This window comes from Micromonospora sp. NPDC047756, from assembly GCF_055587245.1.
Genome location: NZ_JBVJGQ010000001.1, coordinates 271398 through 288850 on the forward strand (window position 1 = coordinate 271398; position 17453 = coordinate 288850).

Annotated in this window: 9 protein-coding genes, 1 tRNA gene and 1 pseudogene; 6 read left to right on the forward strand and 5 right to left on the reverse strand. The window is 66.2% G+C overall.

Annotation, left to right across the window (positions count from 1 at the left end; genetic code table 11):
- Nucleotides 1-152: 152 nt before the first annotated feature.
- Complete coding sequence (locus ACZ6NZ_RS01305) at nt 153-1340, reverse strand: MFS transporter (protein ID WP_465854757.1); 1188 nt, start codon at nt 1338-1340, stop codon at nt 153-155.
- A gap of 373 nt (nt 1341-1713) precedes the next feature.
- Nucleotides 1714-1789: transfer RNA gene (locus ACZ6NZ_RS01310), tRNA-Arg, on the reverse strand.
- An 882-nt stretch (nt 1790-2671) separates the two neighbouring features.
- Between ACZ6NZ_RS01310 and ACZ6NZ_RS01315 the strand changes: the two genes are divergently transcribed.
- Both ACZ6NZ_RS01315 and ACZ6NZ_RS01320 read left to right on the forward strand, forming a co-directional pair.
- Entirely contained in the window at nt 2672-3334 is a 663-nt protein-coding gene (locus tag ACZ6NZ_RS01315) for a hypothetical protein (protein ID WP_465854759.1), read from the forward strand.
- A gap of 11 nt (nt 3335-3345) precedes the next feature.
- On the forward strand, nt 3346-5511 hold the full coding sequence (locus ACZ6NZ_RS01320; protein ID WP_465854761.1) for a GmrSD restriction endonuclease domain-containing protein: 2166 nt from the start codon (nt 3346-3348) through the stop codon (nt 5509-5511).
- Nucleotides 5512-5742: 231 nt separating this feature from the next.
- Here the strand turns inward: ACZ6NZ_RS01320 and ACZ6NZ_RS01325 are convergent, their stop codons facing one another.
- Nucleotides 5743-6228, reverse strand: coding sequence for a hypothetical protein (locus ACZ6NZ_RS01325; protein WP_465854763.1), 486 nt, complete (start codon nt 6226-6228; stop codon nt 5743-5745).
- Between the two features lie 403 nt (nt 6229-6631).
- Nucleotides 6632-6895 (reverse strand): annotated as a pseudogene (locus ACZ6NZ_RS01330) (PPC domain-containing DNA-binding protein); the annotation flags it as partial.
- A gap of 469 nt (nt 6896-7364) precedes the next feature.
- Between ACZ6NZ_RS01330 and ACZ6NZ_RS01335 the strand changes: the two are divergent.
- The 4 genes from ACZ6NZ_RS01335 (at nt 7365) to ACZ6NZ_RS01350 (ending at nt 15435) form a co-directional block, all read left to right on the forward strand.
- On the forward strand, nt 7365-8330 hold the full coding sequence (locus ACZ6NZ_RS01335; protein WP_465854765.1) for a hypothetical protein: 966 nt from the start codon (nt 7365-7367) through the stop codon (nt 8328-8330).
- 83 nt (nt 8331-8413) lie between these two features.
- On the forward strand, nt 8414-9574 hold the full coding sequence (locus ACZ6NZ_RS01340) for a restriction endonuclease-related protein (protein ID WP_465854767.1): 1161 nt from the start codon (nt 8414-8416) through the stop codon (nt 9572-9574).
- A gap of 23 nt (nt 9575-9597) precedes the next feature.
- A complete protein-coding gene (locus tag ACZ6NZ_RS01345) occupies nt 9598-12846 on the forward strand; it encodes a hypothetical protein (protein ID WP_465854769.1) in 3249 nt (1082 codons plus the stop codon).
- Between the two features lie 12 nt (nt 12847-12858).
- Nucleotides 12859-15435, forward strand: coding sequence for an RNaseH domain-containing protein (locus ACZ6NZ_RS01350; protein ID WP_465854771.1), 2577 nt, complete (start codon nt 12859-12861; stop codon nt 15433-15435).
- Between the two features lie 492 nt (nt 15436-15927).
- Here ACZ6NZ_RS01350 and ACZ6NZ_RS01355 read toward each other — a convergent pair whose 3' ends face one another.
- Nucleotides 15928-17397 carry a hypothetical protein gene (locus tag ACZ6NZ_RS01355; protein ID WP_465854773.1) on the reverse strand — a complete coding sequence of 490 codons (1470 nt, stop codon included), beginning with the start codon at nt 17395-17397 and terminating at the stop codon, nt 15928-15930.
- Nucleotides 17398-17453: the final 56 nt, after the last annotated feature.

A 17453-nucleotide genomic window follows, 5' to 3' on the forward strand; every position in this document is an offset into this window, starting at 1 on the left:
CCCCGTCGGCGTCGAATGCGCAGCATCCTCCATTGAGGACGATTGCTGTTAGGCAACTAACCGATGTCGTGGTATTAGATCACGTGCGGTGATCGAGCGGGGTGCCGGAGGGCGCGCCTGGAGAAGGCGAAGAGACGCCCACCGAACCGTGATCACGACTCTCGGCTGGAGCGGGCAAGCTCGTCCTCGACGAATGCGGGCTTGGCCAGCGTGACCGCCGGGATGGCCGCCACGAGCGCGACGGCGAGCAGAAACAGCAGCGGCAGGGTCCATCCGCCGCTCACATCGTGCAGCAGCCCGACGAGCAGCGGACCGAGCGCGCCGAGCGCGTACGCGACCCCCTGCGCGAAGCCGCTCAGCGCGACAGTGCCGCGCTGGGTTCGGGTGCAATCGTTGATGAGTACGAGGCTGATCGGGAAGAGGATCGACCCCGAGCCGATGAGCAGCACCCAGAGCAGGGTGAGTGTCGCGGGCGCGAGCAGCAGGCCGAGGTAGCCGAGCACGAAGCTGGCGGCACCGGCGGCGATCAGCCGGCTGACAGCGCCCAGCCGCGCGACGAGCAGGGGCGCTACGAGCGCGATGGGCGCGCTGATGATGCCGGTGACGGCGAGCAGCACTCCGGCCTCGGTCGGCGTCGAGCTGGCGATGTCGCCGAGAATCTCGGGCAGCCACGCGAAACACGCGTAGGTGAGGATCGTGCTGGTCGAGAACAAGACGGTGATCGACAGGGCCACGCGTGAACGCCACAGTCGCGTGACGAGGGTGGTGGGCGCAGACTCGTCGGCGTCGGCGTCCGAGAGTCGCGCGCGGCGCTCCCGCGCGATGATGACGAGCCACGGGACGAGCGCGACCACCGCGGTCACCGCCCATATGCCGAGCGAGAACCGCCATCCGACCTGCTCGGCGACCGGAGCGGCGACCGCGGCGGGCAGGGCTGTGCTCACGCCCAGGATGCAGACGTAGACGGCGGTCAGCAGCGCTACACGGTCGGGGAAGTAGCGCCGCACGATCGGCGGCAGCAGCACATTGCCGATGCCCGTGCCGGCGAGCGCGACGACACTACCGATGAGCAGCACCGCGTAGCCCGGGGCGACTGCGCGCACGAGATGGCCGACGGTCATGAACAGCAGCGCCAGCACGATGCCGCCGGCGAGGCCGATGCCGCGGGCCACGCGCGGCGCGACGAAACCCGATACCGCCAGCAGGATCGGTGGCAACGTGCCGAGCAGCCCGACTCCGATGTTCGATATCGGGATGTCCGCCCGGATGTCGTCGAGGATCGGTGACATCACCGCAACCGTCTGGCGCAGGGTGAGCGCCACAAGCACGATGCCCAGCAACGCGGCCCCGCGCCCCGCCCAAGAGGTAAGGGGTTTGACCGAAGGCATCCCTTACCCTAATGCTTCAGGCGGGATCGTGATCATCACGTTTCGATGAGCGCCCGGCAACGTCGTCGCCGGACCGTCGGTCGTCTACGTCGCGACACCGGTAGGACCTCAGTCGCCGTTTCTCAGCGCTCGCGGCGAGGCGGCTGACCGATCGCGAGGGCTCGGTTGATCAGGCTGGCTCAGTCGTCGCCCGCTGACTTTGCCGGCGCGCACGGCACACCAGAGCCCCTGCCAACTCACGGAGAAGCCGCGGAGGAAGTCGCTTCCTGCGGAAGCGGCGGGGCCACGCGAAGTGCCAGATCATCGAGGTGATCCGCGTTTCGCCTGGTGCCCCCGGCAGGATTCGAACCTGCGACACACGGTTTAGGAAACCGATGCTCTATCCCCTGAGCTACGGGGGCGCGAGGGCACAGTCTAGCGACCTGCGGGTTCACCTGGGGTGGCAGGGAGTAGCCCACGTTCACCCCCGTCACCCGGACCGCCGTTCGCCCAGCCCAGGACCACACGCCGAGCACACGATCCCCGGTTTGCGACCGGCGGTCGGTCGCGGTGACCCGCGTTGGCACCGGTTCACCCGGGTTGGCATCCGCTGGAGAGCACACACCGCGCACATCATGGAAGATCATGACGTGTGCTCCCTCGGCGCGGGACCCGTCGGCCGGGCGCCGGACGGCGGTGTCAGCCCTCGGCCTCACCCCCGCCGAAGGCGAGGCCCGCCGAGTACGTCGGCGCACGCTTGGTTCATGGGGTTGGTGCGCCGGCCTGTGAAGACGACGCACCACCCTGGCGCCTACGGCGACAGCCCCACCAGGTGTCCGCTCATAGCCGATGGGCGGGTGTCGCCAACGGACGTTCACCACCTCCCTGGCTTGATCGGCTTCGGCCGGTGAAATCCGGTGGCCGTCACGCTGAGCAATTCATTTCATGCGTAACACCCCCGAACTCCTTACCTTCATCGGATCGCCAGAGTGATCCAGCCATCGACCCACGCGATTCAGGCACGCCGAGCTTGACAAACCGTCCCTCCTTCGCGCTGACGTCGTCGACACGAAGAGGGAGGTCAACCGGCTTTTACGAGCTTCACCGCAGGTGCCAGGTGAAGAACAGTCTTACTGAACTGGGCACGGTGGTTCGGCCAGAACGGACGTCAACTTTCCGGGTCCATAGCAAGAAGTCGGGCCTGACGGAACATAGAGCGACTGTCGCGCATCAGACATAGATGCATAGCGACCTAATCGCATAGCATGCAAGCTACATTCAGCCCCGGCCTGGAGGCGGTACGCGTGGGCGCAGGGACCGTCGCTAAGCAGTTTTCGGAAGACCCAGGATCAGTCTTTCTTGACGTGATCCGGACCGCGTCCAAGCCGATCAGCGCGCAAGCAATCAAGGCCAGGGTGATTGAGGCAGGTGTCAAGAAGGTAGACGCCGATCACCGCTGGAGGCTTTTCCAACGCGGGGTTAAGTGGCATCCACAGATTACTGCCGTGAACAAGAAGTACGGATGGTCGTCCGAACGGCAGTCTGCTCGGATCTCACTCGACGTGCTGGCTGGTTATCTGCTCAAGAAGTTGCCGCCTTGGGTCGCCCAACATCTGGTGCAGAACGTGGCTGCTGCGCTCGACGCCAGCGGGACGACCGCCTCTGGATGGGACCACGAGTTCGAGGAGGCCAGGCTGGTTGCCGATCTTGCCGTGGCAGTCGAGGTCCTGCAGTCTCGCGGCGACACGATCACAGAAGTCGTGAAGCTCCTCACGGATGAGACGCGGCGCAAGCGGCTGTGGCCGCTCGGCCGGCCCGGCGAGAGTCTCCCATTCGACCCGGACTCCCACGAGGCCGAGTCGGGTGCACCGGACACCGGAGCCGTCGTTCGGGTCGTGCGCTCCGGCTATATCTGGCGCGGAAGGGGTGAACCTATCGTGGCCGCCAAAGCGATCGTGGTCCTTTAGGTCGGGCCGCCATGGCCAGGAAACGCAGCACCAAGAAGCTGGTCAGTGCCCGCGAGCAATCGATCGACGCGTTGTTCAGCACAGAGTCGTTCGCTCTCGACTACTACCAGCGCGAATACGTCTGGGACGAACCGCAGGTCGCGCGGCTGATGAACGATCTCTCCCGAAAGTTTCTCGATCAGTGGAGCGACGAGCACTCACTGGCCGACGTGAAATCGTACGACCCGTACTTCCTCGGCCCATACATTATCTGCACCGCGGACGGGCGGACCTCGCTGGTCGACGGCCAGCAGCGCATCATCACGCTTCTACTACTGTTGATCTATCTGCACCGGCAGGCAGCGGCGACTCCGAAAGCGAGCAGCAGGGCCGGCAAACTCTTGACCTTGATCATGTCCGAACGGTTCGGCAGGCGGACGTTCCGTGTAGACGTCGACGAGTACGGTGCCTGCTTCAACGCTCTGCTGAACGAACGTGGATTCGACGTCGCAACCTCGCGGCCTTCTATCCGCCGCATCTGGCAGGCGTACCAGTACATCGACATCCACTACCCTGCACAGTTGCGCGGCGATGTTCTGGTCATGTTCATCGACTGGCTGCTCTACCGGGTCTCCCTGGTCGTGATGGACGCAGGCGACCGCGACCGGGCAGAGGAGATGTTCCAGTCGATCAACGACTGCGGCGTGCGGCTCTCGCCGATGGACCACCTCAAGCGTTTCCTGCTCAGTGATGCCGAAGCGGATCCACGTGAGATAGAAGGCGCATGGACCACGATGGTGTCGGCTCTGGAAGACGTTGAGAGGGGCGCCGCGTTCGCCTACCTTCGGACCGTCTTCCGGGCAAGGTTTCCTGAGGCCGCACACAAGCCGGGGCCGAGCCTGAACGACGCAACACACGAGTGGGTGCGGGCGCACGAGGCAGAGATCTGGCCCAACCGCAAGAACGGCGACCGGGTCCGCCTTATCACCGAGGTGCTCTACCCCTTCCACACCACATACGCCACTCTGCTGCAAGCACGATTCCGGATCAACCCGCATCTGCGGGCCGTGCGGTACAACACATTCAACGGCATAGCCGAGCAGTTCGACCTCACCCTCGCCGCCCTGCGGTCCGGTGACTCGGAGACGGAGCGGGCGCAGAAGGCCGGCTTGGTGGCCAAATTTCTCGATCTCTTCTACGTGACGCAGACGCTTGGCGACGAACCGGTCGAGCAGCGACACATCGATGAGCTCGTCTCCGCGGTCATGCCTGCCGTACGACTGTCCGAGTCGGTTCAGGAGCTCAGCCGCGCCCTCGGGGAGCACGCCGCAGACTGGCCAGTCCGGCTGCAGCTCATCCCGGACCTGCGCTACGACACCAAACGCAGATTCGTGCACTACGTGTTGACTCGCCTGACCGCATGGGTCGAAATGGGCGCGACCAATGGCGAGGCAGATCCCACCGACCGCTTCCTCCTGCACCGAGACCGTGACCGCAACTTCGAGATCGAACACCTCTTCACCAGCACGGCTTCGAGGTATGCGCACAAGGCACCCGACGCCCGCTACTACGGCTTCCTGCGGAATCGGATTGGGGCGCTCCTGCTCTTGGACGGCCTGGACAACGGTAGCTACGGCGGGATGCTCTTAGAGAAAAAGCTCGCGTCGTACCGGAAGGACACTCTGCTGGCCGGGATGCTCAACCCGGACTTCTTCCAACGAGGCAACGTCCGGCTCCGGAAATTCCTCACCGGCGAAGGCCTGTACGGCATGATCGCTACCTATGACGCAAGCACCCCGCTGGAGCCGTTTATCGAAGCGCGCGGTCGCTTCTACTGCGAGATCGCCAAGAAGATATGGAGCCTGGACGCGCTCGGACTGGCCCCGCTGCCAGCGCCCGGCCCCCTCGGGCCCGGGAAGCGCACTCGCTACGGAGTCCGGTTCCAGGACTTGGTTGAGGCAGGCTTGGTAAGTGTGGGAGACCGGCTCGTCGGCCGCAGACGTGGCGAACTGTACTACGCACGAGTCCGCCCAGGAGGAAGCATCGAGACCGCTTCCGGAGTCGCAAGCGCGCCCACTAAAGCGATGGAGGACGCTGTCGGCGTAGCCAGCAACGGCTGGGCCTTTTGGGAGGTCGAACGAACCAAGGAGCGGCTAGACACAGTCCGGCAGCGCTACCTCGAACAGGTAGGCCGTTAGTGCCTCCCGATACCACGCGGCACCTGCTCGCCAGTTGGCCTAGCCTCGATCCAGGCACCCTCGTCGTCCGCTTGAACTTGGCGGGTGACGTGTGGGTGCCCGACGGCCCGCGACGGGGAATCCGAGCATAGTCCTTGGACTCACTTTGATCCCGTGTGCTCTCTTGTCGCGATCCGGTAGCTACGTGCTTCCGAGGTACTGGATGGTCTGACCGGGCAAATGCACGAGACATCAGGCAGCGCCCCCCACGCCCGCGGCCTTCCGTAGCGCGACAATCAGATTTTCAAGAGCGGTGTTGAATGTGACCAAATATGGGTCGTCGGGTGCCACTTCCGGCTGGCCATGCTCGTCTACTGGGGATTCCTCAAGCGCGTGCCAGCGTAGCGCCGAGTCCGCATCTTGGAACGCATCCCACTTCTTGATGAGGTCGGCCGTGCCGAGCAAGTGGAGTCGACCGCCGATCGTTGCCGCTGTCGTCCAGTCCGGGCTCGCTCGGTTCGTCTCGTACGGATCATCCGGGTCGCCTGACATTTCCATCTGCTGCTTGCGCGCGTAGGTGAACTGCATCGCGTCGGCGTAGACGCTCAGTTGCTGGTCATAACGCCTGGCTTGTGCCGCGTTCCGTGCTGCCAATCGGCCCTGTAGAACTGGGGAAAGGACCCCTACGGTGGTGGTGGCGATGAGTCCGGCGATCGAGACAACGACGGTGGCGTTCACGGCGCTGCAGCCTACCCGGTGATGTGCTGCTGCGGGAACGAGACGCTGGTGCAAACCGAGATGGTCTGGCAGCACCGCGAACTGCAGCCCGAGTCGTTGAGGGGCCAAGATCGGATGCACAGATCTGCCGCCGACCGTGCTTCACCGGATGCAGATCCGAATGGTGTCGGGGCTGCAGGTAGGGCAGATCGTTCGTGGCGGCGGTCCTCCCGGCCGATCGGTCGGTATGGCTGCGGCATCGGTGTCGCGTTGGTCGGCGGCTTCATGGCCGGGAGTGTCAGCCGGGATCCCGGGCGGCGAAACGCCGCTGGCGGTAGAGGCGTCGCGGCCCGGTAGCTACCGAGACGCCGTGGCGTAGGGCAGCGTTTCGGTCGGCGTGGCGGGCGTGGATGCCACTTGCCTGTCAGTTGTCGCCGATGCCCAACAGCGGTACGTCGTAGAGGCTCGCCTCGGGGATACGGCACATGATGGGCGCAGCGACCTCGATGATCAGCATCTCGGTGAGGAACTGGACCGTGGCGGCGAGCAGGTGACTGGTGTGGCCGGCCGCGCTGTGCTCCTTGAGCCCGACGCTGACGTGGATGTGCGGCGCGATTCGGTCGTGGGCGTCGTCGTAGGCGATGGTGCCGCCGCCGAGCGCTTCAACGTCGGTCAGGTGCACCCGGTTCTACTGGTCAGCGGGGCACAATGGCTCAGCTGTCGGTCGCTCGGCCGGGCAGCCGCTCACACTAGCGCCGGTCCGCCCCCGGATCCGGACTCCTGTTTCACGCCCGCCAACAGGCCGACCCAGCCGAAGGTGGTCACGGTCTGGGACTCCACCAGACTCGGGACGGTTCGAGTTGTCGGTAGTAAATCCATTATTGCGAGTTGCGTGAGCACTCGATGCGACATTGTTGATGGCCGGCCGTGGCGGCGCAACGAGCCAGGGTCACGAGGGTCCGACGACAGCCGAATCGCTGGTCTCGTGCGCTGCCGGACTGGTCCGACAAGCGATGCAGGTCGCCCAGGCGTCAGCTTGTCTCCAGATCACTGCGACTTGGAGCGTGTCGTAACACTGACGGCCCTCGGCGACGAGGGCGGAGCCACCGACGTTATGGCTGCAAGGAAATGTCGCTGCGCGCCCGTATCGTGCGACTGTGAGCTTGACCTCGGCCATCTCCGATGACGGGCATGCCGTAACGCGCTGGATGGGTAGTCGGCTGCGGCGCACTCATGCGGTTCGCGCCGCCTATACGGCCACCCTGCCGGTGCGGCGAGTGCAGCGGCCGATCGCAGCGGGGCGGACGGTCGTGCGTTGGGACCTGCTGGGCACGGCAGTCGACTTCCGCATCCGCTGCGCCTTCGTCACACCGCAAGCGCCGCCGTCGGCTGTTGCAGGTGTGGCCCTTGCGGGCCTTCACTGCGGGCCCGCGCTACAACGTGTCGGAGGCGCGCTCGTGGATGCCTTCGAAGACCACCTGCGCCGGACCGCGCCACAGCGACGGGGTTCCGATTGGTTGCTCGACGATGACGCGGAGTTCCGGTTGGACGCGTTCTGCTTTGCCTTGGCCTGGTTCGACCGGGTCTACCGGGATGGCGTGGTCGCACCCGGAACACCGTTGGTCACCGTGGGGAGCAGTGACGGTGTTGAACACCTAGTGGCTAGGGTCCCCGATTACGCGGTCATGGACCTGCAGGTACAGGTCAGACTCGCCGAGAGTGCCCTCGGGCCGCTGCGAGACGCGACGGACGAGGCAGCCTGTCTGGCGGCGCCGACCTTCGCGGGTAGTCCAGACGTGGGCGGTGCGGATGCTGACCTGATAGTCGGTCGCCGCTTGGTCGAGATCAAGTCGATCTCCCGTCCGGAGCTGTTGACTGACAAGGTCATCTGGCAGCTCGCGGGCTATGTGCTCCTCGATTACGACGATGCGTATCACCTCGACGAGGTGGGGTTCTACATGTCTCGAATCGGGTGGCTGGCCACTTGGCCGACCGAGGAGTTCTTCCGACTGTTGGGCTCTCGCGTGCCACTACCGCGTCTGCGGGCCGACTTCGCCAAGGAGTGCCGATCGTTGCCGAGGAGCAGCGCCACTGCCGACGGACACGGTGTGCGTCACGCCTGACGGCCGAAGGTGAATCCTGCTATGTCCGATCATCGGGAGAGGTTGAGGTTGAAATGACCACGCGAGGTGGATCCGATGCGAGCGTGCTCGACCGACGAGCTCGGATCACGTCGGCGTCCGTACGCGCTGCCTACGCCTGGTCGGTGCGGGATCGGGAACGGCGGGCGTTCGAGGAGGTCGCTCGGATGGCCGGTGTGGTGATGTTCGAGCTGGGTCCCGGCAGCGGCCCCGTGACACCACTGGATTTGGTCCGGTGCCTGCGTCGGCCGCTGGGCGAGCTGCTACCTCGGCTCCCCGACGAGGACGGCGGCTGCTACGGCACCGGCGTTGACGAGGTGGTGTTGCTTGGCGACGGCGACGTGTTGGCCGAGGCCGCCTACGACGTCGGCTCGGACTACATCCGGGAGGTAGTCAACGGGCTGGACCCGAGCCAGGACTGGTTGCCCTCGTGGTCGTGGATGCAGGCCAACGACGTCGAGAACGAGCTGTTCGCGAAGCTCGTAGCGGCCGGAGACGAGGCTGCGTACCGGACGGCGAGGCAGTTCGTCGTCGAATGTCCCGCCGACGCGGAGCAGCGGTTGGCGGAGGAGTGCAACGGGCGCCAAGCGGTACGGGTCGCCCGTTATGTGCCGATTGCCGACGGGCAGGCGTACCGCTGTGGCGAGCGCCGCTATTGGTGGCCGTGTCGTGTGTGTGGGTGGCCGCTGGACGTGCAGGGCCGGATCGTGCGCTGCCGGTACCGCTACCACATGGCGACCTACCAGGTCACCGAGCGGCCCAAGGGTGCCGGTCCGAGCCTGATCCGCGTCGACCAGCGTTTACCGGCGGGCGTGGCTCGCAGGTTGCCGGAGCGGCGCGACGCCGAGGGAGCAGTGCAGGTGGAAGAGCCGGTGTGGCGCTTCATCGTGGTGCCTGGGGCAACCGAGCTGCGGCTGGCACGGCTCCTTCGCGACGACGGCGCCGGAGTGGAGTTGTATCCGGGCTGCGACCGCTACGACTTGGACGTCGTCGTGGGCGACCGACGTTGGGACATCGACGTGAAGGAGCACGCCACGGTGGAAAGCCTACTGCGGCACATCCGGACGAACCCACCCGCGGCCCGCTACGTCGTGCTGCCTGACACCCACGCGGGCCAGGCCCACGCGGTACGGGAAGCCCTGCCGAGGTACGCCGTGCTCACGGAGCGGCAGTTGCTGAGCCAGGTCAAAGGGGCGTTGCGGCGTCGGAAGGGGAGTGCGCCGTGAGCCGACCTCGGCGGGAGGAGGGCTTGGACCAGAACACGCTGTCGCTGCTCCGGGCGGCGGTCGGTATGGCTGCGGTGCACTTTCCGCTGGGGGCGGAGGCTGGCACGGTTCTGGTGTCCAGCCGTGATGTGGCGTTCCTGCTTGACGGACACGTCGACGTATGGCCGGCGTGGCGTTCACTCGCCGACGAGGACACGCAGCGGATCGTGCGGCTGTTGCGCCTGCGGCGGGCCGAGTACGCCGACGGCGAGTGGGTACGTCGCGCGCTCCTGCAGGGGCTCGGCCAAGACGCGCTGCCCGGCTGCCGGCTCGTGGCCGACGCCGACGACGGTCTGACCATTGCCTGCGCACCGGGCATGCCGGCACGCGATTTCGCCGACGAAGCGTTGGAAGCACTTGAGCGCCGTAGCAGCGTCGGCCGTGGGAGAACGCAGGTTGCCGGGCCGGGGCGTTACCACACGACGGTTCGCGCCGCGACGAGCGACGGGCGGACGAAGGTGGTGGATCAGCGGTACCTCCTGCCCGTCTATCCCACCACCGAAGTGGAGGAAGACGTTCCCCTCCTGCACACCTCCGCGCCGGCTGGTGAGATCGTCATCGCCCTGCGCGAGCTTGTTGAGCTGGCCGAGAAGATCGATTCCGCCCGCGGTGGTGCCGGCTACCGGGCCAAATGGGTGACCACCCTGGGTCGACGCCTCTGCACTGTCGACGGGATGGTGTCCCTGGATGGCATCCTCGGCCTTCCGGCCGGTGAGACGAGGTTACTCAACGCGCCGACCGGCCTCGGCAAGAGTGTGATCATGGAGGTAATCGCCTGCTGGATGGCTACTCGCGGGTTGGTCGTCACCATCGTGGTGCCAACCAATGCTGACGTCCTCAAGCTTGCTCGGGCAGTGGAGCAGGACCTGGACGCCCTGGGGTTGGATGCGGCGGCCACCGCCCTGATGTCGCCGTCGGCGACTTTCAATGTCGCACGCAAGGTGGTGCGCACGAGACCGGCCTGGGACCCCGACGGTGAGTGGACGATGGACCGGCTCGGCTACGGGTGTGCACTGGCCGCGGCTGCAGAGACCGAGGAGTCGGTCGACGGATGGGCCCCCGGCGAGGAGCCATGCGGCACCCTCCAACCGACGGATGAGGATGCCGGGGTGCGGCGGGGGTGCCCGTGGCGGACCACGTGCGGGAAGTTCCGCCTCGCCCGCGCCGCGGTCGAGGCATCAGTGATCGTGACCAGTCACGCCAACTTCCACATCGGCCGTCTGCACCTTCCGGTGCGCGACGAGCGGGGCCTGACCGACCGGATGACCGTCGAAGAGCTGGTATTCCGCCGCAGTCATCTCGTCGTGATCGACGAGATCGACGCGTTCCAGAACAACGTGGTGTCACAGGCCGCCCGCGGCCTGCTGCTGGACCGCCGTGGAAGTACCAACACCCCGCTGCACGGACTCGAGGACGAGTATGTGCGTGCCGCGGGGCGGATCAACCGCGAGGTCGAGTCCAGCGTCCGCGACATGGTCCACCACTCCAAATTCCTGGCCTCGCTGTACACCGCCGCCCTGTACTTCGGCACGATTGGCGTCGATGGCAACGCTGGCGCGGCGACCGGCAGGTACTGGCTGGTGCCCCGCCGCTGGGACGGCGCCCTGACCGCACAGTTGTACGGATTGGCCGAGCACGAACCGCTGACCCCGGAGATGGTCTCCGGATTCAGGTCCCTCTTTCCCGGCGAGGAGCTTCCGCAGGCTGGTGAGCCGGTGGCATTCGCCGCCGTACGGCAGGTCTTGGGCACCGTGACTGAGGTCGGTAGCGGTGCCACCAGACTGCAGGACAGCCGGGAGCGTCTCGACGAGTTGCTCGCTGAGCCCATCACTGACGAGAAGGCCCGAGCAAAGGCCATCGATCGACTACTGCAACGCGCGATCCTGGATCGGCTGCGCCAGCACCTGCGCCAGTTCGTCTTCGACGCGCCGCATCTGGCCGCCGCTGGTGTGCCCGCCGCCCGGGAAATCGCCGAGACGTTCGGTCCCTACAGCCGGTGGAGGGCACTGCCCAACGGCCCGCTTGGGCGTCTGTTGTTCGCGTTCAGTCAACATGTTGACCCAGGCGGACGACTACCCATCCGACTGAACGCGGCAGCCTTCGGCGGCGACCCCCACATCTATACCACCACCCTCGCCGACATCACCGCGCTGTGCCGGGCCGGGACGCGGAGGGCGGTGCTGGGACTGTCGGCTACGGCGTTCTTTCCGCAGGCACCCCACCATCATGTTCACCTGGAACCGCACTGGTGGGTCACCGACGATGACCCGCGGGGAGTACGGATCCTGCCCGCCTACATCAGAGAGCAGGTCGCGGGTGAGAGCCGGCTGGTCCGGGTATCGGGTACGGAGGGTGCCCGGCGCCAGGAAGCGCTACGTCTCCTCGCGGAACTACTGTGGCGAAGCCGTCTGGAGCAGGAGCTACAACGCCTCGCCGTCGAAGACCCGGACCGTCGCCTCGTGCTGCTCGCCACCACCTCCTACGACGGCGCGCGAGCCGCCGCCGAGGGGCTGCTACGCGCCGGCGTCGATGCTCAGCGCATCTGCCTGGCAGTCCGTCCGCAGGCCACGCCGAACATCGGTGACAACGGCGAGGATCAACCCGACCAGGCCATCTGGCGGGAACTGCCCGCAGACCGGCTTGAGGAGGCCCCCAGCCTCGGCGTGGAAATCCTCATCGCGCCGCTGGCCCGCGTCCAGCGCGGTGTCAACATCATCGGTACCGGCGACCGGTCGGCGCTGGGCTCGATCTGGCTGCTGGTACGTCCGGTACCGATCATTGACGAGCCCACTGAGCTGGTAGCCCACGTCAACGCCCATCCGCTGGCCCCAGACGCCAACGACAAGGCCCTTGCTGGCCTCACACGCCGGCCAGCGGACATCCTTGACGCTCGCAAGCAGGCGGCCGGACACTACTTCGAACAGATCGTCACCAGCCTGCCCTACTTCCGCACAATGCCCCGCGGAGTACAGCTCTCGATCACCGCCGAGATCATGAACGGCATTGTGCAGCTCGTTGGACGCGCCCGCCGTGGCGGCACACCGGCCACGATTTACCTCGCCGACGGCGCGCTGCTAGACCCCTCCAGCGGCCCCACCTTCGGCACTCTGGTTCGTAGGCTGCGCAACCACTGGGACCAGACCGGCCAACTGGCACGGATGCAGCAGCTTTACGGCACGACCCTGACCGAGTTCTTCCGCTACGCCGACGACGAAGCCACACTCCTCACCTGACGGAGGGATACCATGCTCGCCACCCTGGGCTACCGGATCCCAGCGGAGCACGTCGCTGATCTACTCGGACAGGCGACGGTCTACCCGTGGGGTGAGGACTTCTCCACCGCCTGGCAGCGCCTTCCCCGAACTCCGCGCCGGGGCGGCGCGCCCACCACCCCTGCTTACCGGCAATTGCTTACCGGTCTGACCGCCGTGCACGGACGGCCGGTACGCATCATCGACGACTGGCAGCTGTCCGACGATGACAAAGCCGCCGGCATCAAGGGTCTGATCCTCACCACCGAACCGATCGAACCGTTCCACCTCGCCACCTGCCTCAGAACCTTCGAGCGACAGCTCCGCAAGGGAGAGGACCTCGACAGCCTCGCCGCGGCGCTCCCGGGGGCCGACACCAGCCGAGCATTCGGTGACCACATCACCCTCGCTGACTCCGGCACAGCTACGGCTCCCGGCTGGCTGTTCGACTCCGCCACCTGGGCGATCATGAAACGACTCAGCTCGAACAACCTCCGCCTCGACGACAGCGGTCCGCAACTGACGCTCCGGATGGACACCGACGGTTCCTTGCTTGCCTGGGATGACCTCGTCTCCAACGAGTGGAGCACCGAATACGTTGCCTACGCGATGCTCCGGGTCAGCGCACGGATCATCACGCTGCCCCGCGTCCCGGATCTCGCTGTCGTCTTCGACGCCCATCTGTCCCGGATCAACAACCAGTGGCGCGGCTCCAAGAACACCTGGATCGACCGTGACAAGCCTGACCTGCCGATCCTGCGGGTACCTGTCAGGAATGTGCCGCCCACCACCGACGACGGTCGGTGGAGCACCGAGGTCGCCAACCATGCCGCCGTGATCGCTCAGGCGTGCGGCATGGAACGGCTCGATCTCGACCAGGACCTCCCGCCACGTCCACAGCGAGTCCGGCCACTGGTGCCCGGGCCCCGGATCCACCCGGTCGGCAAGGGCCCTGGCGCGCGGGTCATGCTCCGATTGGCCGAGCACATCGCCCGGAGCTGCCCGCAACTGCTGCCGCTCGAGTGGACCAAGAGTGCGGACACCAGGGTCAGGACGCCCCGGCGTCAGGTCCTGACCAACCCCAAGGACAAGGGCACCGAGAAGATCCTGCTGGTGACCCCGGACGTCATCGCAGGCTCCATGTCAGCCGCCGGCTCCGTGCGGCTCCGGTTGCTCTGCCTGTACGCGACCTCCGCAGCACGACACCGCATGGCCATGCAGCTAAGTGCCATCAATCCCGCGGCGGCACCAGCCCTCGACGACCACACCGTCGAGGTCCAGCCCGGTCTCGCCGTCTCTTTTCACCGCGTCCCCGAACTACTTCAACACGGCAGCCACGATCGTTCAGCGCTCGCCGCGAGTGTCGAGGCGATCACCAAGCGAGAGACCGGAACCCTGGTTGCCTGGGCCGAAACCGAGTACGACGCCGCGACCGGCAAAGCAACTGACGACGCCAAATACCCGGTACGCCGTCTGCTAGCGCAACTGGGTATCACCACCCAGTTCCTGGCTACGCCTCCGCCGCCCCCGACCTCTGCCGACGTGCCACGCCAGCGCCAGCGCCAGCGCAAAGCCGACAAACAAGCCACCGCCAAGGTCGACCACCCGGCCATGGCCGCTGCCGCCGATCTGCTGCTACGCAGCGCCGGCATTCTCCACCCAGACCTGACCGGCGACATCCTGCAAAATTTCCTCAACGACACAGTTCACCAGTCGGTGCACCTGGTCGGGCTGCACTCCCGCCTGCAGCACTCCAGCACCGACGGGGTGCCGCCGAAGCTCGTTCTTGCTGCGACCGCCATCCATGCCCAGCAAGACCCACTGCGGCACTGGCCGGTCTGGATGTGGAGTGAGGCCTCGTCACGGTGGGTTCCACAACCTACCGGCATCGCGCACTTCCACGCCCGACCCATCGGCTCCACGCAACTCGGCCGCCGCGGCGCCAAGGGAGTCCAGACACGCCTGCACGTTGAGTCGATGCTCGACGCACTCCCACCAGGTCCCGTAGTGATCATGCTGGATGCCGTGGCATTTCGCTCGATCTACGCTGGCCTGCAAAACCAGCACTTCGGCGTCGGCGCGCTGCCCGCACTCAGCCTCACCGCCCAACGTGACGTGGCGATTGTCCGAACCAACACCAGCCGCGAGGTACCCCGACCGGCTCACCGCTACGGCGGCCGCCAGCCCCGAAATGATCCCCGCCAACCCGCTGCCCCAGACCGCCACGTGTATCGACTCGCCGACAGCAACGTCTGGCTACTTCCCAAGTCCTCAAGGATCTACCGATCGAAGGGCGGCAGCATCGGCGCGCGATACAGTCCCTGGACCCTGCCCGAGGAGATCCGCTTCCTACTCAAGGATGACTGGCACTCCTACACCGGCACCGAGATCGCCGTCGCCCGAAGCGGTGCGTGGAGCGAACAAGAACTCGTCATGCTCACGGCCCGCCTGTGCGACCACACCATCACCTGGGACGACCGCACCCTCGCCCCCATGCCACTGCACCTGGCAACCCGCGTCGACCTCACTCATCCGGACTACAGGTCTGACGACGAGGACTCGGACCGGTAGGCATGTTCGTCTGGTGAGGTTGTGGACATCGCGGTGCGGATCATGCTGGCCGAGTGGTCGGGCAGGGCTTCGTAGCAGGCATGGCCTCCGCTGTCTGGGCTGTTGTGAGGAGGTAGGGGATGCGCCAGGCGCCTTTGCGAATGAACCACCAGCAGGTGATCAAGCCGGCGGTCTCGGCGGCGAGAAGCACTCGGCTGAGATGGGTGACCGCCTGTTGCTCGCGCTCCCGGGCGGTCTGGCCTGGCCGGGGTAGCTGACGTTGACCTGTTTGCCAGGGGGTGTGGTCTGTGACGGCCCGTTCTCCAGGTGAGGAGACAGTCGTCCCAGGCGGTGGCGGTGACGAGGTCGGAGTTATCCGAGCAGGTTCTGCGGCGTCTTCCGGCCCGTGCCGCGTCGCGGGCGAGAGAGGCGGCGCCATGCCGCAGGACGTGCAGCAGGACCGGGTAGGCCGGCGCAGTCGTGGGTGTCGGCTGTATCGCTCGGCGTCGTCTCCTATTCCTTCACAGGACGGTGCGGACTCCATCCGTTCAGGTGTGGGCGTAGATCTTCCGGGCTCGGTTCGATGGTGAAGTCGACGGTTGTGAGCGCGGAGTGGCCGACAGTAGGGTCGATCTCGTCGGCACGGGCGCGCGCCCAGCCCAACCAAGCGGTGAGTTCGCTGTTGCTGGCTGATTGACGGGCGGAGGCGTGTTCGAGGGCGTCGCAGAACGTTCGCATCTCTGCCGCGTTCCGCCACTGTTGCATCGCGGTGTTGACTGTCGTCCTGCGGTGCTCCTCCACGGCGAGGCGGCGGGCTTTTGTGATGGCGTGCTCCCACCTTGTCCTGCGTTCGATGTCACAGCGGCGACGCTCTTCGGCTGCCTGTTGCTCGGCGAGTCTCGCCGCTGTTTGCCGCTCCTTCTCGCGCTGCCGGAAGGCTGCGGAGATCTGCTCCTGCTCTTCGATGGCCTTGATGATGTCGGCGACGATGTGGACGGCCTGCTGTTCCAAGCTCCTGGTCGCGGTGTCGCTCCAGGTGAGGCGCTGGCCGGATTGGGACTTCCTGACTTCGAGCCGGAGGCGGCCGGTGGCTACCTTGTCGAACTCCGGGATGTCTGCCCAGGGACGGAGTCGCTTCGTTCGCCGTTCGTCGGCGGTAAGCAGGTGGGGCACTTGGTCGTACTCTTCGAAGATATCGAGCGACCGCCGCGCGTTGCCGAACTTGAGGAACGGTTTCGGGTTTTTCGTGGTGCGGTCGACACCGACGCGGCACTTGCGGTCCGCCCCGGCATGGTCAAGCGTGTGAAGCAGACCAATCACCCGGGGCATCGATTCCGCTGCTACCTGCAGGGTGGTGGGGTCCTGTTCGAGAGCGCTGTAGTCGACCGGCGGCGGGGTGCGGATGTCGCCTTGGTTGAGCCGTAGCCGGTTCCAGTCGGTGTCGTAGGGATGCGCTGCCGAGTAGAGGCGAATGACGAGGTCGCCGGTGTTGCGGCCAGTGTGCCGGAGATCGTAGCCGACTGGCACAAGTTTGTGCTGCTTAGCGGCATGGACGGCACGCCGATAGCTCGCACGCTTGTCGGTGTCCGGGTCCGACACCACCAAGGTGCCGCCATTGGTCTGGAGCCGCTCGATCAGGGCGGTCGCTTCTTGAATCACGGACGGCCGCGTCGTCGACTGGCGGCCCTTTCCGCCAGAGGCCGGCTGCGTGGAACAGCTTTCCGGAAGGGTGCGGGCCGCCGCGATCGCCGTGCCGGTCACGGCCGGGTACCGGCCGTTGTTTAGGTAGTAGCGGCCCCGCTCGGTCAGGGCGGCGGACCACCGGCCGTCCCGACGCGACACGGTGACCAGACGGCGCCCCTGCAACGCCCTCGCGGTGTGTTTCGCGCCGTCGCCGGGCATGTCGGCGTCGGGACATCCAGCCTCTACCCAGCGCAGCACCTCGACTTGGTGCGATTTCAGCGGGGCGGCGATGTCGACCATCGGCCAGTTATATCAACGACTTCCCCCTCGGCATAGGCTCTCAACATTCTGCAGTC

Coding starts and splice junctions, on each gene's coding strand:
- ACZ6NZ_RS01320 (WP_465854761.1), top strand. CDS start 3,346: ATGGCCAGGAAACGCAGCACCAAGAAGCTGGTCAGTGCCCGCGAGCAA.
- ACZ6NZ_RS01350 (WP_465854771.1), top strand. CDS start 12,859: ATGCTCGCCACCCTGGGCTACCGGATCCCAGCGGAGCACGTCGCTGAT.
- ACZ6NZ_RS01355 (WP_465854773.1), bottom strand. CDS start 17,397: ATGGTCGACATCGCCGCCCCGCTGAAATCGCACCAAGTCGAGGTGCTG.